This is a genomic window from Caballeronia zhejiangensis (assembly GCF_022879815.1).
GTDB classification, from domain to species: Bacteria; Pseudomonadota; Gammaproteobacteria; order Burkholderiales; family Burkholderiaceae; genus Caballeronia; species Caballeronia zhejiangensis.
The window spans coordinates 478,751-495,591 of the sequence record NZ_CP084285.1 but is presented as its reverse complement, the minus strand read 5'-3'; the positions used below and the strand labels follow the sequence as shown (position 1 = coordinate 495,591).

The window sequence follows — 16,841 nt, the reverse complement described above, 5'->3', positions numbered from 1 at the left end:
AGTTCGCTTCGGTCCGCCAGAGCTCATATGCAGCGTCCGGCGCATGGGCGCTGTCTGTCATCAGTTTGAGACCCGACAGAGACAAGGAGAAGACACATGTTACGTCTTACGTCATCAAGGGTATTAGCGGCGCTCGTCGCGTCGCTGGGACTGAGCTTCGGATCGGCGGCGCATGCGCAGGGCAAGCAGTTGACGCTATGTTGGGCCGCATGGGACCCCGCCAATGCGCTCGTCGAATTATCGAAAGACTTCACGGCGAAAACCGGCATTGCAATGAAGTTCGAGTTCGTGCCGTGGACGAGTTATGCGGACCGCTTCCTCAACGAACTGAATTCGCATGGAAAGCTGTGCGATCTCATCATCGGAGATAGTCAGTGGATTGGCGGTGCCGCGGTCAATGGACACTACGTCAAGCTCAATGATTTCTTCGACAAGAACAAAATCTCGATGAACGACTTCGTGCCGGCGACCGTCGTCGGCTACGCAGAGTGGCCGAAGAACACGCCGAATTACTGGGCGCTGCCCGCGATGGCGGACGCCGTGGGCTGGACCTACCGCAAAGACTGGTTTGCGAGGCCCGAACTGCGCGCGGAGTTCAAGCAGAAGTACAAGCGCGAACTCGAGCCGCCCACGACGATGGACGAACTCAAGCAGACAGCCGAGTTCTTTCAAGGACGAAAGATCGACGGCAAAACCGTGTATGGCGTGTATATCTTCACGGAGCGCGGCTCGGAAGGGATCACAATGGGCGTGACCAACATGCTCTATAACTTCGGCTTCGAATACCAGGACCCGAAGAAGCCGTATCACCTGGAGGGCTTCGTGAATTCGCCAGGCGCGATAAAGGGACTCGAATTCTATAAGGCGCTTTACAAGTGCTGCACGGCGCCCGGCATGACGAACGCCTACATGCAGGAAGGGCTCGATGCGTTCAAGTCGGGGCAGGTCGCGATGCAGATGAACTGGTTCGCCTTCTTCCCCGGCCTGTACAAGGATCCGAATGTCGGCGGCGACAAGATCGGCTTCTTCGTCAATCCGAAGGAAACGAAACAGTTCACGCAGCTTGGCGGTCAAGGCATATCCGTCGTGTCGTACTCGGATCACAAGGCCGACGCGCTCGAATACATCAAGTGGTTCGCGCAAGCCGATGTGCAGAAGAAATGGTGGCAACTCGGCGGCTACTCGGCGGCGAAGTCGGTGGTGGACGCGCCGGACTTTCCGAAGAGCGCGCCATTTGCGCCTGCATTCCTGAAGTCGATGTCGATAGTGAAAGACTTCTGGGCCGAGCCTACTTATGCCGAGTTGTTGCTCGACATGCAAAAGCGCGTGCACGACTATGTGGTTGCGGATAAGGGCACGGCGAAAGAAGCGCTCGATCTGCTCGTCAAGGACTGGAACAAAGTATTCAAGGCGGAAGGGAAGAACTAGCGTTACCGCACATGAACGCGCGGACCGGCGAGCCGATCGATCTCGCCGGTCCGCGACAACAAGGAGTCAGGCATGTTGGCAAACAAGCCTTTTCCTCCGGAAGGGTTGCAGACCAAAGCGCAGACGCGCGCGGCCGCGCGCTTGCGCGGACTGTCTGACCGAACCATCGCGTGGCTGTTCATTCTTCCGACTATCGTGCTGCTGCTCGCCATCAACATCTTTCCGTTGATCTGGGCATTGCGGCTCTCATTCACGAACTTCAAGTCGAATATGCCGAGCGTGCCCGCGCGCAATGTCGGCATCGACAATTACACGGACATACTCACCGACGAAGACATCTGGTACGCGATGCAGGTGACGGCGCGCTTCGTTTTCTGGTCGGTCGGACTCGAAGTGCTGCTCGGCTTCGGGCTCGCACTGCTGATCAACCGGCAGTTTCGCGGCCATAGTTTCTGGACCACGCTGATTCTGCTGCCGATGATGCTTTCGCCCGCTGTCGTCGGCAACTTCTGGACCTTTTTGCTGCAACCGCAAACGGGTCTTTTCAACGACATCGTCGGCTTTTTCACGGGCATTCCGCCGAACTCGTTCCAGATGATCGGCGATGTGCCGCTCGCACCGTGGACGATCGTCATGGTCGATGCATGGATGTGGACGCCCTACGTGATGCTGATCTGCCTGGCGGGATTGCGTTCGATTCCGGACTACATCTATGAAGCGGCCGAAGTCGATCGCGCTTCGCCATGGCGTCAGTTCTGGTCGATCACACTGCCGATGACGCTGCCGTTCCTGATGCTCGCGATCCTTTTTCGCGGGATCGAGAACTTCAAGATGTTCGACATGGTGAATCTGCTGACATCGGGCGGGCCGGGCTCCGTGACGGAAACCGTGTCGATCACGCTCAAGCGCGCAGCCTTCGAGAAGTGGAGGACGGGTTATTCGTCCGCGCTCGCGATCATTCTGTTCGTTGTCGTGTTCGGTGCGGCGAACATCTATGTGAAGGCGCTCAACCGGGTGAAACAGCGATGACAGACCTCGCCCTTCAACAGTCGGTGGTGGCTGCATCGCCGCGCAGCAAGACGTTTGCCGCAGTCGTCGTGATCGCGTATGCGCTCATCGCGACGCTGCCGATCGTCTGGATCATCATGACGAGCTTCAAGACGCAGGAGGATGCGATCGCGTATCCGCCCGTCGTCGTGTTTCATCCGTCGATGGAAGGTTACGTGAATCTTTTCACGATCCGCTCGCGGCAGACGCCGGAGTTCATCGCGAGTTTGCCGCCCGCAGAGACCTGGTACGACCGCGATGTCCGAAAGCGCAACATGGTGATTGCAGGGCCGTCGAAGGTCCTGCCGCGCTTCGTCAATTCGCTCGTGATCGGGTTCGGCTCGACCTTTCTTGCGGTGTTTCTCGGCACGTTGGCCGCCTATGCGTTTTCGCGCTTCAAGGTGCCGCTCGCCGACGATCTGCTGTTCTTCATACTGTCCACGCGAATGATGCCGCCCATCGCGGTGGCGATTCCCATCTATCTCATGTATCGCACGCTCGGCCTCGCCGACAGCTACCTCGGCATGATCGTGCTCTATACGGCCGTGAACGTGTCGCTGGCGGTGTGGCTACTCAAAGGATTCATCGACGAAATCCCTCGCGAATATGAGGAAGCGGCGCTTGTCGACGGATACACGCGGTTGCAGGCCTTCGTGAAGGTCGTGCTGCCGCAGGCGATCACCGGCATTGCTGCGACGGCGATCTTCTGTCTGATCTTTGCGTGGAACGAGTACGCGTTCGCATTGCTGCTGACGAGCGGCGACGCGCAGACGATGCCGCCGTTCATTCCGTTCATCATCGGCGAGGGCGGGCAGGACTGGCCAGCGGTCGCGGCCGCGACGACGCTGTTCGTGCTGCCCATCCTGATCTTCACCGTTGTGCTGCGCAAGCATCTGTTGCGCGGGATCACCTTCGGAGCGGTACGCAAATGAAAGCCCAGCCCGTCATGCCGCGCCGCCGTCTGTTCCGCAGGCGCTACGGCGAGGGCGCATCGACCGTGCTGATCGGCCTCGGCATTGCGATGCTCGTCCAGCCGTTCACGGTCGATCTCTACACCTGGTCGTTCCCTGTGATTCTGGCGGGTGCGCTGGCATTCGTCGTGACGAGTCACTTCCCGGAGTGAGCCATGTCGACGATCGTTCTATCCAACCTTCATAAGCGCTTCGGTGACTTCACCGCCGTACACGATACGAATCTCACCGTGAGCAACGGCCGCTTCGTGGTGCTGCTCGGACCCTCCGGTTGCGGCAAGACGACGACGTTGCGCATGATCGCCGGGCTCGAACTGCCGACTTCGGGCCAGATTCTGATCGACGGCGAAGATGTCACGGGGCTGCGTGCGCGTCAGCGCGATATTGCATTCGTGTTCCAGATGTTCGCGCTGTATCCGCATATGACGGTACGTAACAACATCGCTTTTCCGCTGAAGAACGAGGGTATTGCGCGCCGCGAGATTGCCGCGCGCGTCGATGCGGCCGCGCATATGCTTCGCATCGAAAGCCTGCTCGACCGAAAGACGGGGGGGCTGTCGGGCGGCGATCGGCAACGCGTCGCCCTGGGCCGCGCGATCGTCCGGCACCCGAAGGCTTTCCTGATGGACGAGCCGCTCGGCACGCTCGATGCGGATTTCCGCGAACTGATGTGCCTCGAGTTGCGCAAGCTGCATAACGCGCTCAACGCGACGACGGTCTACGTGACGCACGACCAGCGCGAAGCGATGGCGATGGCCGACGACATCGTCGTGATGAGCGGCGGCGAGGTGCTGCAATCGGCGTCGCCGCATGAGGTCTATCACTTTCCAGCGACCGTGTTTGTCGGCAGCTTCATCGGCAGCCCGCCGATGAATTTCCTGGCGGTGGATGGCGGCGTCGAAGCGGGCGCGGAATCGGTCTCGCTCTCCGGCGTCGCCGTGTCCGTGCCGCGCACGGCTACGTCCGCGGCGAAAGCGCTGCTCGGCGTGCGGCCAGAGCATGTCGTGATCGACGAGCGCGGTGCGTTGCGTGGACGCGTGATCGCGGATGAATATCTCGGCTCGCATCAGATTCTCGTCGTCGAAACGGCACTCGGCGTGATGCGCGTGCGGGTCGGCAAGGACGAAGGACTGGTGGCAGGGTCGCAGGTCGGGATGTCGTTCGCCAAGGAGCGCACGCTCCTCTACGACGCATCGAGCGGCAAGCTGCTGCCCGGCGCCGCGCGGCAGATGGCCGTCAACGGAAGCGGCAACGGAGGCGCTTATGTCTGAAATTCGCTTGCGTGGCGTGACGAAGCGATTCGGCGATATCGTCGCGGTAGATGATGTGTCGCTCGACGTGAAGGAGGGCGAGTTCGTCGTGTTGCTCGGTCCGAGCGGCGCGGGCAAGACTACTACGTTGCGGCTCATCGCAGGTCTCGAGCGGCCCGACGATGGCGAGATATTCATCGACGGCGCCGCCGCGACGGACATGCATCCGGCGGACCGCGACGTCGCCTTCATCTTTCAGCAGTATTCGCTGTATCCGCATCTGACGGTGTTCGGCAACCTGGCGTTTCCGCTGCGCTCCCCGCGGCGGCGCGTGAGCGAGGCGGAAGTCGCCGCGCGCGTGCAGTCGGTCGTGCAGATGTTGCATATCGAGTCGAAGCTCGGCAATCTGGCGACGCGTCTGTCGGGCGGCGAGATGCAGCGCGTGGCCATCGGACGCGCGCTCGTGCGTCAGCCCAAGGTGTTTCTGATGGACGAGCCGCTGTCGTCGCTCGACGCGAAGTTGCGCGAGGAACTGCGGATAGAACTGAAGCGGCTGCATCGCACGATCGGCGCCACGATCATCTACGTGACGCACGATCAGGTCGAAGCGACCACGCTCGCGGACCGCATCGGCATTCTCGAACACGGGCGCATCGTGCAGGTGGGCGCGCCGCGCGACGTATATGGCAACCCGGCTTCGCTAGGCGCCGCGCAACGTCTCGGCTCACCGCCCATCAACTTGCTGCCGCCCGTGTTGTTCGATCCTGCCACGATGCCCGCAGGCACCTCGACGGTCGCGATCCGTCCTGAAGACATCGTGCTGCACGCGCACGATACGCGCGACGTGCTCAATCTTCGCGTGCTCGAATATTCTCCGCTGCGGCATCTGCTGATCATGGAGCGCGACGGCACCGCCATCGTCGCGACAACCATGACCGAGCGCAATTTCACGCCGGGGCAGACAGTCGGCGTGTCGCTACCTCTGCGCAGTCTTCTCTATTTCCGCTCCGACGGCAGGAGGATTCCGGCATGAACGGGAAAACGGTCATGGCGTGCATTGAAGCCGCGCACGCGACGCTCAAGGAACATACGGACGAGATCGCCGCGCTCGATCAGCAGATTGGCGACGGCGATCATATCTTCAACCTGTTGCGGGGCATGGATGCGCTGTTTGCGATGCGCGCCGCTATCGAGGCCGAGGCGTTTGCGCCCGCGCTGGACCAGGCCGCCTCCAAATTGCTGTCGACGGTGGGCGGTTCGTCGGGGCCGCTGTTCTTTTCGTTGCTGCATGGCATGGCGAAGGCGGCGCAGAACGCGGACACCTTGAGTGTGGCGGACGCGGCGCGGATCTTCGCCGCGGGCGTCGATGCCGTTGCCCAGCGAGGCAAGGCCGGCACCGGCAGCAAGACGATGATGGACGTGCTCATCCCTGTCGCGTCGCGCTTCATGGAACTGGCCGAGCGCAGTGCGCCGCGCGAAGCCGTGCTCGATGCGCTGCCGCGGACGGCTGAAGAAGGCATGCTCGCGACGCGCGACATGCTCGCGACCAAGGGGCGCGCGTCGTTTCTCGGCGAGCGCGCGCGCGGGCATATCGATCCCGGCGCACGGTCGAGCCAGTTGATGATCGGTGCGGTATGCGCGCGGCTCGCGCAATACAGAGAGTGAAAGGAGCGCAGGCCATGAAAAAGTTCATCAACCATGTCGACGACTTTCTGACTGAGAGCCTTGCCGGATTCGCCGCCGCGCATGACGATCTCGTCGTGCTCAATCACGAACCTGTGTTCGTGCGGCGCAAGACGTTGAAGCCGGGCAAGGTCGCGCTGGTCTCGGGCGGCGGATCGGGACACGAGCCCTTGCATAGCGGCTTCGTCGGGTACGGAATGCTGGACGCCGCGTGCCCTGGCCAGGTGTTTACTTCGCCGACGCCCGATCAGATGATGGCAGCCGCCAAGGCCGTCGATACGGGCGCGGGCACGCTCTTCATCGTGAAGAACTATTCCGGCGATCTGATGAACTTCGAAATGGCATCCGAAATGTCGGAGTTGCCGAATGCGATGGTGCTGATCAACGACGATGTCGCGGTCGAAAACTCCAGTTATACGACGGGCCGGCGGGGCGTGGCGGGTGCGGTGATCGTCGAGAAGCTGGTGGGCAGTCTCGCCGAGAGCGGCGCCGATCTCGAACAATGCAAGGCGTTCGGCGACCGGATCAACAAGCATACGGCGTCGATGGGCGTCGCGTTTTCGAGTTGCACCGTGCCCGCAGCGGGCACGCTGACGTTCAAGATCGGCGACGATGAAATGGAGGTCGGCGTCGGCATTCATGGCGAGCCAGGGCGGCGGCGAACGCGCTTTGCCGCCGCCGACGCGATCGCGGCAGAACTGCTGACGGCGATCGTCGCCGATCTGAAACCGGGGAACGGCTCGGAGCTGCTGGTCTTGATCAATGGGCTGGGCGGCACGCCGCTCGGCGAACTGTATCTGCTGTTCAATTCCACACGCTCGTGGCTGCAGCAGCGCGGTCTCGCGGTCACGCGCGTGCAGGTCGGATCGCTCACGACGTCGCTGGAAATGGCCGGTGCGTCGATCACCTTGTGCGTGCTGGACGATGAAATGAAGCGGCATTGGGACAGCCCCGTGCATACGCCATCGCTCAGGTGGGGAATGTAGATTCGCTGGAACGTTTGCAATCGTCCGGTCGCTCGGCCGGAATTGCGTCCTCTTTCACGAGCCATCAGTTTTGTTTATCGGCATATCGGCGACGCGGCCCTTGCGCGCTTCGCCGCGCGCCGCGTCCCAGCGGCCTTCCGCGCCTATAAAACCCCATGCGTAAAGGCAAAGTTCTGGTTTACGCGTAGTACCCGGCCTGCCTCCTTCCTCGCTACCCTTCGGCTTCAGTTTCCCTAAAGCAAGCCCGCTCGGCCACGCATTCTGAAGGAGTAGCGCACATGGCACGGATCATCGGAGGCATCGCCGCCTCGCACACGCCGACCATCGGTTTCGCGTTCGACAAGAACAAGCGCGACGATCCCGTCTGGGCGCCGATCTTCGAGAACTTCGCGCCGCTCGCGAACTGGCTCGCGGAAAAGCAGCCCGACGTCATCGTCACGATCTACAACGACCACGTCACGTCGTTCTTTTTCGATCACTATTCGGCCTTCGCGCTGGGCGTCGGTCCCGAATGGCGCGTCGCGGACGAAGGCGGCGGCGCGCGCGATCTGCCGCCGATCAAAGGTCATCCCGCACTCGCCGCGCACATCGGCACTTCGCTGATGACCGATGAATTCGACATGTCGTTCTTCCAGAACAAGGCGCTCGATCACGGCTGCTTCTCGCCGCTTTCGATGCTGTGCCCGCACAAGCCCGAATGGCCGGTCAAGCTCGTGCCGCTGCAGATGGGCGTGCTGCAATTGCCCGTGCCGAGCGCGCGCCGCTTCTACAAGCTCGGGCAGGCGCTGCGCCGCGCGATCGAAAGTTATCCGGAAGACATCAAGGTCGCGATTCTCGCGACGGGCGGTCTTTCGCATCAGGTTCACGGCGAGCGCTCGGGCTTCAACAACACCGAATGGGACGCGCGCTTCCTCGATCTCTTCGAGCGCGATCCCGAGCAGCTCGCGAACATGACCATCGCGGAATATGCGGCGCTCGGCGGCTACGAAGGCGCCGAAGTCATCATGTGGCTGACGATGCGCGGTGCGCTTTCGTCGAACGTCGTGTGCAAGCATCGCAGCTATTACCTTCCGTCGATGGCAGGCATCGCCACCGCGATCTACGAAGGCGAGGACAGCGAGACCAAGCCCGCGATCGTCGAGCGTCATCGTCAGAAGATGGCCGTTCAGCTCACCGATGTCGAGAAGCTCGAAGGCACGTATCCGTTCTCGATCGAAACGGCGGTGCGCGCGTATCGCATCAACGATTATCTGCATCGCATGGTCGAGCCCGCGCATCGCGAGGCATTCAAGGCCGATGAAGAAGCGAGCTTCGAAGCAGCGGGCCTTTCCGAGCAGGAACGCGATCTCATTCGCCGGCGCGATTGGCGCGGCCTGCTTCATTACGGCGTGATCTTCTTCATGCTCGAAAAGCTCGGCGCGGTGACGGGCATATCGAATCTGCATATCTACGCCGCGATGCGCGGCGAAACGCTCGAAGCGTTTCAAAAGACGCGCAACGCACCGGGCGCGTTGTATTCGGTCGCGGGCAAAGGCTCGGAGAAGCTCGACTGGGACAAAGCGGAAAAGGCCAGAAGCTAAACACGAACGCGTTGCATGGGACCGGAGTAAGCGCAGAAGCACCGACTCCGGCCAACAGGGGACAGGAGACAAACATGACTAGCGGTAAAACCATCGACATCAAGGGCTTCATCGACGAACGCCCGATTTCCGCCTACCAGTGGCTGCTGGTGGCGCTGTGCTTTCTCATCGTGACGGCCGACGGCATGGACGTGGCGATCATGGGCTTCGTCGCGCCATCGATCATCGCGGACTGGCATATCTCGCGGCCCGCGTTCGGCCTCGTGATGAGCGCGGCGCCCATCGGTCTCGTGATCGGCGCACTGGCGGCGGGACCGGCATCGGATCGCATCGGGCGCAAGTGGGTTCTGATTACCTCGGTATTCCTCTTCGGCGTCTTCACGATCGCGACCGCGTTCACGAATTCGCCTTCCAGCATGGCGCTTTTGCGCGTACTGACCGGCATCGGTCTCGGCGCGGCGATGCCCAACACGACGACGCTGCTCTCCGAATACGCGCCGCAACGCAAGCGCGCGCTGCTCATCACGATCATGTTCACCGGCTTCAATCTCGGCTCCGCGCTGATCGGCTTCGTCGCGGGCTGGCTGATTCCGGTGCACGGCTGGCGCTCGGTGCTGATCTTCGGCGGCGCGCTGCCGCTCTTGCTGATCCCGCTGCAAATCTGGCTGCTGCCTGAATCCGCGCGTCTGCTCGCGGTGCGCGGCGCGACCTCGCAACGCATCGGCAAGGTGCTCGGCCGCGTGTGCGGCGCGCGTTTCGATGGTAGCGAAACGTTCGTATCGAACGAGCCTCCGCTGCCGACGAAGAAGCCGATCGGCGTGTTGTTCTCGCACGGCTACGGTTTGATGACGGCAGCGCTGTGGGTCACGTATTTCATGGGCCTGCTCGTGATCTACCTGCTGACCGGCTGGCTGCCGACGCTCATGAAGGACGCGGGCCTCACCGTTTCCGCAGCGGCGAACGTCACGGCGATGTTCCAGATCGGCGGCACGATCGGCGCGATCATCGTCGGATGGATCATGGACAAGGCGCGTCCGGCGCCCGTCATCAGCGCGGCGTATCTCGGCGGCGCGGTGTGCGTGCTCGGACTGGCGTGGATCGGCGCGCTGTCGTCGTCGCTCGCGGTGCTCGTGTTCGCAGCGGGCTTTTGCATGAGCGGCGCGCAAACCGGTCTCAACGCCTTCGCGCCGGGACGTTATCCGACCGTCGCGCGTGCAACCGGCGTGAGCTGGATGCTCGGCATGGGCCGCTTCGGCAGCATCTTCGGTTCCGCATTCGGCGGCGCGTTGCTCGGCCTCGGCTGGGAGTTCGGCGCGATCCTCGCGATGCTCGCCGTGCCCGCGACGCTCGCGGCAATATCGATTCTCGTCGCACAACGCACGCGTGCCGACGAAGCACACGCACAAACGACTGCAGCACACTAGTACCTGGAGTAAGGGATGATCATCGACATTCACGGCCACTACACGACCGCGCCAAAAGCGCTCGAAGGGTGGCGCAACCGGCAGATCGCCGGCATCAGTAATCCATCGGAGATGCCGGCTGCTTCGGAGTTGCATATCACCGACGACGAACTGCGCGAATCGATCGAAAGCAATCAATTGCGCCTGATGCGCGAACGCGGCCTCGATCTCACCGTGTTCAGTCCGCGCGCGAGTTTCATGGCGCATCACATCGGCGACTTCGAAGTGTCGAGCACGTGGGCCGCGATCTGCAACGAGCTGTGCTATCGCGTGAGCGAACTGTTTCCCGATAGCTTTATTCCGGCGGCGATGTTGCCGCAGAGCCCGGGCGTCGACGTATCGACGTGCATTCCCGAGCTCGTGAAGTGCGTCGAGCAATACGGCAATGTCGCGATCAACCTGAATCCGGATCCGTCGGGCGGGCACTGGACGAGCCCGCCGCTTTCGGATCGCTCGTGGTATCCGATCTACGAGAAGATGGTCGAGTACGACATCCCTGCGATGATTCATGTGAGCACGAGCTGCAACGCGTGCTTTCACACGACGGGCGCGCATTACCTGAACGCCGACACGACCGCGTTCATGCAGTGCCTCACGTCCGATCTGTTCCGCGATTTTCCGACGCTCAAGTTCGTGATTCCGCATGGCGGCGGCGCGGTGCCGTATCACTGGGGGCGTTTCCGCGGACTCGCGCAGGAGCTGAAAAAGCCTTTGTTGAAGGATCATTTGCTCAACAACGTGTTCTTCGATACCTGCGTCTATCATCAGCCGGGCATCGATCTGCTGACGCGCGTGATTCCCGTCGACAACATTTTGTTTGCAAGCGAAATGATCGGCGCGGTGCGCGGCATCGATCCTGAAACGGGACACTATTTCGACGATACGAAGCGCTACGTCGAAGCCGCGCAGATCGAGCCGGAAGCGCGCTACAAGATTTACGAAGGCAACGCGCGCCGCGTGTATCCGCGCCTCGATGCGGCGCTCAAAGCAAAGGGACGTTGATATGTACGAACTGGGTGTGGTGTATCGCAACATCAATCGCGCGAATGCGGATGCGGCCGCCAGGCTCGGCGCACTCGGCTCGGCGACCGTGCACGAAGCGATGGGCCGTGTCGGCCTGATGAAGACCTACATGCGGCCGATCTATGCGGGCGCGCAAGTGAGCGGCACGGCCGTGACCGTGTTGCTGCAACCGGGCGACAACTGGATGATGCACGTCGCGGCCGAGCAGATTCAGCCTGGCGATATCGTCGTGGCCGCATGCACGACGGACAATACCGACGGCTTCTTCGGCGATCTGCTCGCGACGAGCTTCAAGGCGCGCGGCGCGCGTGCGCTCATCATCGACGGCGGCGTGCGCGATGTGCGCGTGCTGACGGAGATGAACTTCCCCGTATGGAGCCGCGCGATTTCCTCGAAGGGTACGGTGAAGGCGACGCTCGGCTCGGTGAACATTCCGGTCGTGTGCGCGGGCGCATGGGTCACGCCGGGCGATGTGATCGTCGCGGATGACGATGGCGTCGTGGTCGTGCCGTCCGCATCGGCGCAACAGGTGCTCGATAAAGCCACTGCGCGCGAGGCGCTCGAGGAAGAAAAACGCGCGAAGCTCGCAAGCGGCGTGCTCGGTCTCGACATGTACAAGATGCGCGGACCGCTGGAAAAAGCGGGCCTGCGCTATATCGACTGACGCGCATGAGCATCACCGGTATCTCTTCGATGGCCACGCGCCAAGTGCTGAACGATCTCGCTTGCGCGTATGAAGCGCAGTCGGGCCAGCGCGTTGCGATCGTATCGGTGGGCGGCGTCGCGGCGGTCAGGCGTATCGAAGCGGGCGAAGCGTTCGATATTGTCGTGCTCGCTTCGGATGCGATCGATCGGCTCGCGGCATCAGGACACGTCGACGCAGCGAGTCGCGTGCGGATCGCGCGTTCGGGCGTTGCGATCGCGGTGAAAGCGGGCGCGCGGCGTCCTGCCATCGACGATGAAGCCGCCGTGCGCGAAGCCGTGCTCGCGGCGCGCACCATCGGTTATTCGACGGGGCCGAGCGGTGTCTATCTGACGCGTCTGTTCGAGCGTTGGGGCCTCGCTCAACGCATCGCATCGCGCATCGTGCAGGCGCCGCCGGGTGTCGCTGTCGGCGCGCTCATCGCGCGTGGCGAAGTCGAACTCGGCTTCCAGCAGTTGAGCGAGATGATCGGCGTCGAAGGCATCGACGTGCTCGGTATGTTGCCGCCGGCGATTCAAACGCAGACGGTATTCGAAGGCGCGATCGGTGCGAACGCAAGCGCATCGAAAGATGCTCGCGCGTTCCTGGCGTTTCTCGGTTCGAGCGATACCGACGCGACCAAAATCGAACACGGCATGGAGCCGGTCAACTAAAAAAAGCGCGCAACCATTGCGCGCTTTTTTCATTTCACGACGTCATTCAGCGACGGCGTAACGTTCGAGCCAATGCGCATAAGGCGCGGGCAATGCCCACGACGGCTTCTCGACCTTCAACTGCTTGGCTGCCTGATACGGCCAATGCGGATTCGACAGATGCGCGCGGCCGATCATCACGAGATCGAGTTGACCGGATTCGACCGCGTGTTCCGCGTTCGGCGGCGAATCGAAGCCCCACGCCGACGCAACCGGTATCTCCGCTTCTCGGCGCACGCGTTCCGCGATCGGGCCGAGGAACGCCGGTCCCCATGGAATGCGCGCATCGGGCGTCGAGAAGCCGACGCTCACGCTCATCAGATCGAGTCCTTTGCGACGCAGCGTCTTCGTCAGTTCGATGGATTCGTTCAGCGTGGCTTCATCGCGGCCGTCGTATTCGATGACGCCGAAACGCGCCGTCAGCGGCAGGTTCTCGGGCCACACTTCGCGCACCGCGTCGAAGGTCTCGACGATGAAGCGGCTGCGTCCCGCGAGATCGCCGCCGTATTGATCGTCGCGCTGGTTGGCATCGACGGAGAAGAAGCTTTGGGCGAGATAGCCGTGCGCGAAGTGCAGTTCCAGCCATTCGAAACCCGCTTCGCGTGCGCGACGCGCGGCCGCCGCGAAGTCGGCCTTCACGCGCGCGATGTCGTCGAGCGTCATCGCCTTGGGCACTTTCGGCAGCCCGCCGCCGAATGCGACCGCCGATGGCGCGAGCGTGTCCCAGCCGCGTGCATCGTCGGACGGGATGTGATCGTCGCCTTCCCACGGACGATTCGCGCTCGCCTTGCGGCCCGCATGCGCGATCTGGATGCCGGGCACCGCGCCCGCCGCCTTGATCGCCGCCGCGATGTTCTTCATGCCTTCAATGTGCGCGTCGTCCCAAAGACCCGTGCATCCCGGCGTGATGCGGCCTTCCGGCGATACACCCGTCGCCTCGACGATCACGAGGCCCGCGCCGCCGCGCGCAAGGCTCGCGTAATGGCTCAGGTGCCAGTCGTTGACGAAGCCGTCGATGGCGCTGTACTGGCACATTGGCGGAATGGCGATGCGGTTGCGCAGCGTAACGTCCTTCAATTTGAAAGGAGTGAAGAGTGCTGACATCTGTGGTTCTCTGTATCAATGAAGGCGTTCAGATTAACCGTTCAGTGTCATAATGAAAACTATCCGCAGATTATCGGTTCGATAAAATTTCGTGATGCTCAATCCGCAATGGCTGCGCACCTTTCTCGCGCTCGTCGACCTCGGCAACTTCACGCGCGCCGCCGAGCGGCTCGATCTGACGCAGGCCGCCGTGAGCCAGCATCTTCGTCATCTGGAAGACGAACTGGGCCTGCTCGTGGTTCGCCGTCCGCGCGGCATCGAACTCACGCCGGCGGGCAGGGCGTTGATCGACTATTGCAACGAGATGGAACTGGCGGGCAAGCGTCTCGCGTCCCGGCTGTCGGATAGCGAAGACGAAGCTGGCGAAATCGGCCTCATCACGCCGGGCAGCATCGGGCTCGTGCTGTTTCCGCTGCTGCTCGATTTGCAGCAGCAGCGTCCGGAATGGAAGATGCGTCATCGCTTCGCGCCCGATTCGGAAGTGCTCGAAGCCGTGCTGGAGAGCCGCTACGACCTCGGCATCGTCGCGTTGAAGCCCGACGATCCGCGTCTCGCGGCGAGCAGGTTCATCGAGGAGCCGCTCGAACTCGTCGTGCCCGCGAACGAAGACGTACACGAATGGAGCGATCTCGAACGGCTCGGCTTCATCGACTATCCGGAAGCGCACATGACAGCGAGCCGTCTGCTGAGCCGCCGCTTCCCGGGCAATCCAGGCGTCGCGAGCTTGCGCCGGCAAGGCTTCAGCAATCAGATCAGCCTCATACTGGAGTTCGTCGCGCGCGGACTCGGCTTCACGGTGATACCGCGTTATGCGCGCATCGCGTTCGGCCAGCCGGAAGCGATCGGCGTGGTCGAATGCGGCGCGCCGGTGATCGATACGCTGTGGCTCATCCGCCGCGCGGAATGGCCGCTGCCCGCGCGTTGCGCGCGGACCGTGGAGTATTTGCGGGAACGTGTGGGCGTTCCCACAATCAAGGCCGATTCGAAGAAGAAGCGTCGGCGCTAGTCAATGTCCCCAGCGCAGCACGAGCGGATCGAGCTTGCGCGCGACTTTCAGCAAGCCTTCGCGCACGGCAGGATGCATCGGCGCGAGCGGGTGACGCACTGCATCCGAGCGAATCACGCCGCCTTCCTTCATCAGCGTCTTGCACGCCGCGAGACCGCACTGACGGTTCTCGTAGTTGATGAGCGGAAGCCATTGCTGATACAGCTCGGCGGCTTTGTCGGAATCGCCCGCGAAGTAGGCATCGACGATCTTGCGGATGCCGTCGGGGTAGCCGCCGCCCGTCATCGCGCCGGTCGCGCCCGCGTCGAAGTCGGGCATCAGCGTGATCGCCTCTTCGCCGTCCCACGGACCGACGATCGCATCGCCGCCGAGTTCGATCAGCTCGCGCAGCTTCGATGCAGCCTGCGCCGTTTCGATCTTGAAGTACGACACATGCTCGACGTCGCGCGCGAGCTTCGCGAGAAACGACGCGGAGAGCGGCGTGCCAGCGACAGGCGCGTCCTGAATCATGATCGGAATGTCGATCGCGTTCGATACTTCGCGATAGAACTCGTGGATGCCGCGCTCGCCCACGCGAATCGTCGCGCCGTGATAAGGCGGCATGATCATGACCATTGCGGCGCCCGCGTCCTGCGCGGCGTGGCTGCGCTCCGCACAGATGCGCGAGCTGAAATGCGTCGTCGTGACGATCACCGGCACGCGGCCCGCCACATGTTCGAGCACGGTGCGCTGAACGGTGTCGCGTTCCGCATCGGATAGCGCGAACTGCTCGGAAAAGTTCGCGAGTATGCATACGCCGTGCGAGCCGGCATCGATCATGAAATCGATCGCGCGCTTCTGGCCCTCGAGATCGAGGCGGCCCTGATCGTCGAAGATGGTCGGAGCGACGGGAAAGACGCCGCGATAAACAGGTGCAGCCATTGAAGTAAGTCTCCTTTGGTTGGTCTAGATCCGGTACAGCGCGCACGCGTTGTCGAAGAATAGCGCGAGACGTTCTTCGCGCGAGCGCGCTGCGACGATCGTCTTGAAGCCGGTAAAAAGATCATCGAGCGTGACGACGAGGCTATCGACCGGAAAGTTACTCGCGAAGAGGCATCGCGCGACGCCGAAGCTTTCGATCGCATTGCGCACGATGCGTCCGTTGCGCTCGACACGCCAGCTTACGCCAGGTTCGCCGATCCCCGATATCTTGAGCCATACGTTCGGCGATCGCGCGAGCGCATCGAGCGCGGCGCGCCAAGCCGTTAGCGCTTCCTCGCTACGATCGGCGGGCAGGCCGGCATGGTTCACGATGATTTTCATCTGCGGAAAGTCGCGCGCGAGTTCTGCGGCTTCCTCGAAGTGCCACCACGGCGCCTGCAGTTCGAACATCAGGCCACTTTGCGCGAGCAACGCATAACCGCGCCGCCAGCGTTCGCAACGCATCGAGCCGGGCGCGGCGAAATCCGCGCGATGTTCCGCGCGGGGCACGGTCTTCGGTTTATGACGCACGCTGCGCACGAGCGGCATCTCGCGATAGGCGTCGATGACATCGGCGACATCGTCGCGATCGAGCCAGATCTGCGCGGCCATCGCGTTCGGCAAGCCGGTGCGTTCGTGCAGCGCCGTCGCCCAGCGCGCTTCGCCGAGCACGTCGCGCGGATCCCATTCGCCTTCCATCATCACCGTCTTCACGATGCGATGATTGCCCGCCTGCGCGAAGTAGTCGTCGGGCAGAAAGTTCTTGCAGATCGACGCGTAATCGCCGTAACGAAACGCGATGCGCGGCAGATCGCGCAGCCACGGATGATAGTTGCGCGACACGTCCCAGAAGTGATGATGCGCGTCGACGATGGGCAGATCGGCGTCGTCGCCGCTTTGCAGAAAGCGTTCGCGCAATGCTTCGATGCGTTCTTGCATCATGGC

General features: G+C 62.4%; 17 protein-coding genes. 14 read left to right on the top strand and 3 right to left on the bottom strand.

Annotated features, from left to right (window positions below; all coding sequences use genetic code 11):
* Window positions 1-96: 96 nt before the first annotated feature.
* The 13 genes from LDZ23_RS23350 (at window position 97) to LDZ23_RS23290 (ending at window position 12,787) form a co-directional block, all read left to right on the top strand.
* A complete protein-coding gene (locus LDZ23_RS23350) occupies window positions 97-1,428 on the top strand; it encodes an ABC transporter substrate-binding protein (protein ID WP_008348942.1) in 1,332 nt (443 codons plus the stop codon).
* Window positions 1,429-1,500: 72 nt separating this feature from the next.
* Window positions 1,501-2,457 carry a carbohydrate ABC transporter permease gene (locus tag LDZ23_RS23345; RefSeq protein WP_008348939.1) on the top strand — a complete coding sequence of 319 codons (957 nt, stop codon included), beginning with the start codon at window positions 1,501-1,503 and terminating at the stop codon, window positions 2,455-2,457.
* A complete protein-coding gene (locus LDZ23_RS23340; protein WP_008348938.1) occupies window positions 2,454-3,407 on the top strand; it encodes a carbohydrate ABC transporter permease in 954 nt (317 codons plus the stop codon). The genes LDZ23_RS23345 and LDZ23_RS23340 overlap by 4 nt, the downstream gene beginning before the upstream one ends.
* Window positions 3,404-3,598, top strand: coding sequence for a hypothetical protein (locus LDZ23_RS23335; protein WP_008348936.1), 195 nt, complete (start codon window positions 3,404-3,406; stop codon window positions 3,596-3,598). The genes LDZ23_RS23340 and LDZ23_RS23335 overlap by 4 nt, the downstream gene beginning before the upstream one ends.
* Before the next feature lie 3 nt (window positions 3,599-3,601).
* The gene (locus tag LDZ23_RS23330) at window positions 3,602-4,717 is read left to right on the top strand and encodes an ABC transporter ATP-binding protein (RefSeq protein WP_034472427.1); all 1,116 of its coding nucleotides are present in this window, start codon (window positions 3,602-3,604) and stop codon (window positions 4,715-4,717) included.
* Window positions 4,710-5,729 (top strand): ABC transporter ATP-binding protein, encoded by a 1,020-nt coding sequence (locus LDZ23_RS23325; RefSeq protein ID WP_008348931.1) that lies wholly within the window; start codon window positions 4,710-4,712, stop codon window positions 5,727-5,729. Before LDZ23_RS23330 ends, LDZ23_RS23325 begins: the two co-directional genes overlap by 8 nt.
* Window positions 5,726-6,361, top strand: a complete 636-nt coding sequence (gene dhaL / locus LDZ23_RS23320) for a dihydroxyacetone kinase subunit DhaL (RefSeq protein WP_008348928.1) — start codon at window positions 5,726-5,728, stop codon at window positions 6,359-6,361. Before LDZ23_RS23325 ends, dhaL begins: the two co-directional genes overlap by 4 nt.
* Window positions 6,362-6,375: 14 nt before the next feature.
* Window positions 6,376-7,365, top strand: a complete 990-nt coding sequence (gene dhaK, locus LDZ23_RS23315; protein WP_008348926.1) for a dihydroxyacetone kinase subunit DhaK — start codon at window positions 6,376-6,378, stop codon at window positions 7,363-7,365.
* 278 nt (window positions 7,366-7,643) lie between these two features.
* Window positions 7,644-8,945 (top strand): gallate dioxygenase, encoded by a 1,302-nt coding sequence (locus tag LDZ23_RS23310; RefSeq protein WP_008348615.1) that lies wholly within the window; start codon window positions 7,644-7,646, stop codon window positions 8,943-8,945.
* A 74-nt stretch (window positions 8,946-9,019) separates the two neighbouring features.
* Complete coding sequence (locus LDZ23_RS23305) at window positions 9,020-10,369, top strand: MFS transporter (RefSeq protein ID WP_034472432.1); 1,350 nt, start codon at window positions 9,020-9,022, stop codon at window positions 10,367-10,369.
* Between the two features lie 15 nt (window positions 10,370-10,384).
* Window positions 10,385-11,410, top strand: a complete 1,026-nt coding sequence (locus LDZ23_RS23300; protein WP_244808231.1) for an amidohydrolase family protein — start codon at window positions 10,385-10,387, stop codon at window positions 11,408-11,410.
* 1 nt (window position 11,411) lies between these two features.
* The gene (gene ligK / locus LDZ23_RS23295) at window positions 11,412-12,095 is read left to right on the top strand and encodes a 4-carboxy-4-hydroxy-2-oxoadipate aldolase/oxaloacetate decarboxylase (RefSeq protein WP_008348612.1); all 684 of its coding nucleotides are present in this window, start codon (window positions 11,412-11,414) and stop codon (window positions 12,093-12,095) included.
* 5 nt (window positions 12,096-12,100) lie between these two features.
* The gene (locus tag LDZ23_RS23290; protein WP_008348611.1) at window positions 12,101-12,787 is read left to right on the top strand and encodes a substrate-binding domain-containing protein; all 687 of its coding nucleotides are present in this window, start codon (window positions 12,101-12,103) and stop codon (window positions 12,785-12,787) included.
* Window positions 12,788-12,829: 42 nt separating this feature from the next.
* Here LDZ23_RS23290 and LDZ23_RS23285 read toward each other — a convergent pair whose 3' ends face one another.
* Entirely contained in the window at window positions 12,830-13,930 is a 1,101-nt protein-coding gene (locus tag LDZ23_RS23285; protein WP_008348610.1) for an NADH:flavin oxidoreductase/NADH oxidase, read from the bottom strand.
* 94 nt (window positions 13,931-14,024) lie between these two features.
* On the opposite strand from LDZ23_RS23285, the gene LDZ23_RS23280 reads away from it, so the two are divergent.
* Complete coding sequence (locus LDZ23_RS23280) at window positions 14,025-14,936, top strand: LysR family transcriptional regulator (protein WP_008348608.1); 912 nt, start codon at window positions 14,025-14,027, stop codon at window positions 14,934-14,936.
* Here the strand turns inward: LDZ23_RS23280 and LDZ23_RS23275 are convergent, their stop codons facing one another.
* Both LDZ23_RS23275 and LDZ23_RS23270 read right to left on the bottom strand, forming a co-directional pair.
* Window positions 14,937-15,857 (bottom strand): dihydrodipicolinate synthase family protein, encoded by a 921-nt coding sequence (locus LDZ23_RS23275; protein WP_008348606.1) that lies wholly within the window; start codon window positions 15,855-15,857, stop codon window positions 14,937-14,939.
* Between the two features lie 24 nt (window positions 15,858-15,881).
* Window positions 15,882-16,838 carry an amidohydrolase family protein gene (locus tag LDZ23_RS23270; RefSeq protein WP_008348604.1) on the bottom strand — a complete coding sequence of 319 codons (957 nt, stop codon included), beginning with the start codon at window positions 16,836-16,838 and terminating at the stop codon, window positions 15,882-15,884.
* Between the last annotated feature and the right edge of the window lie 3 nt (window positions 16,839-16,841).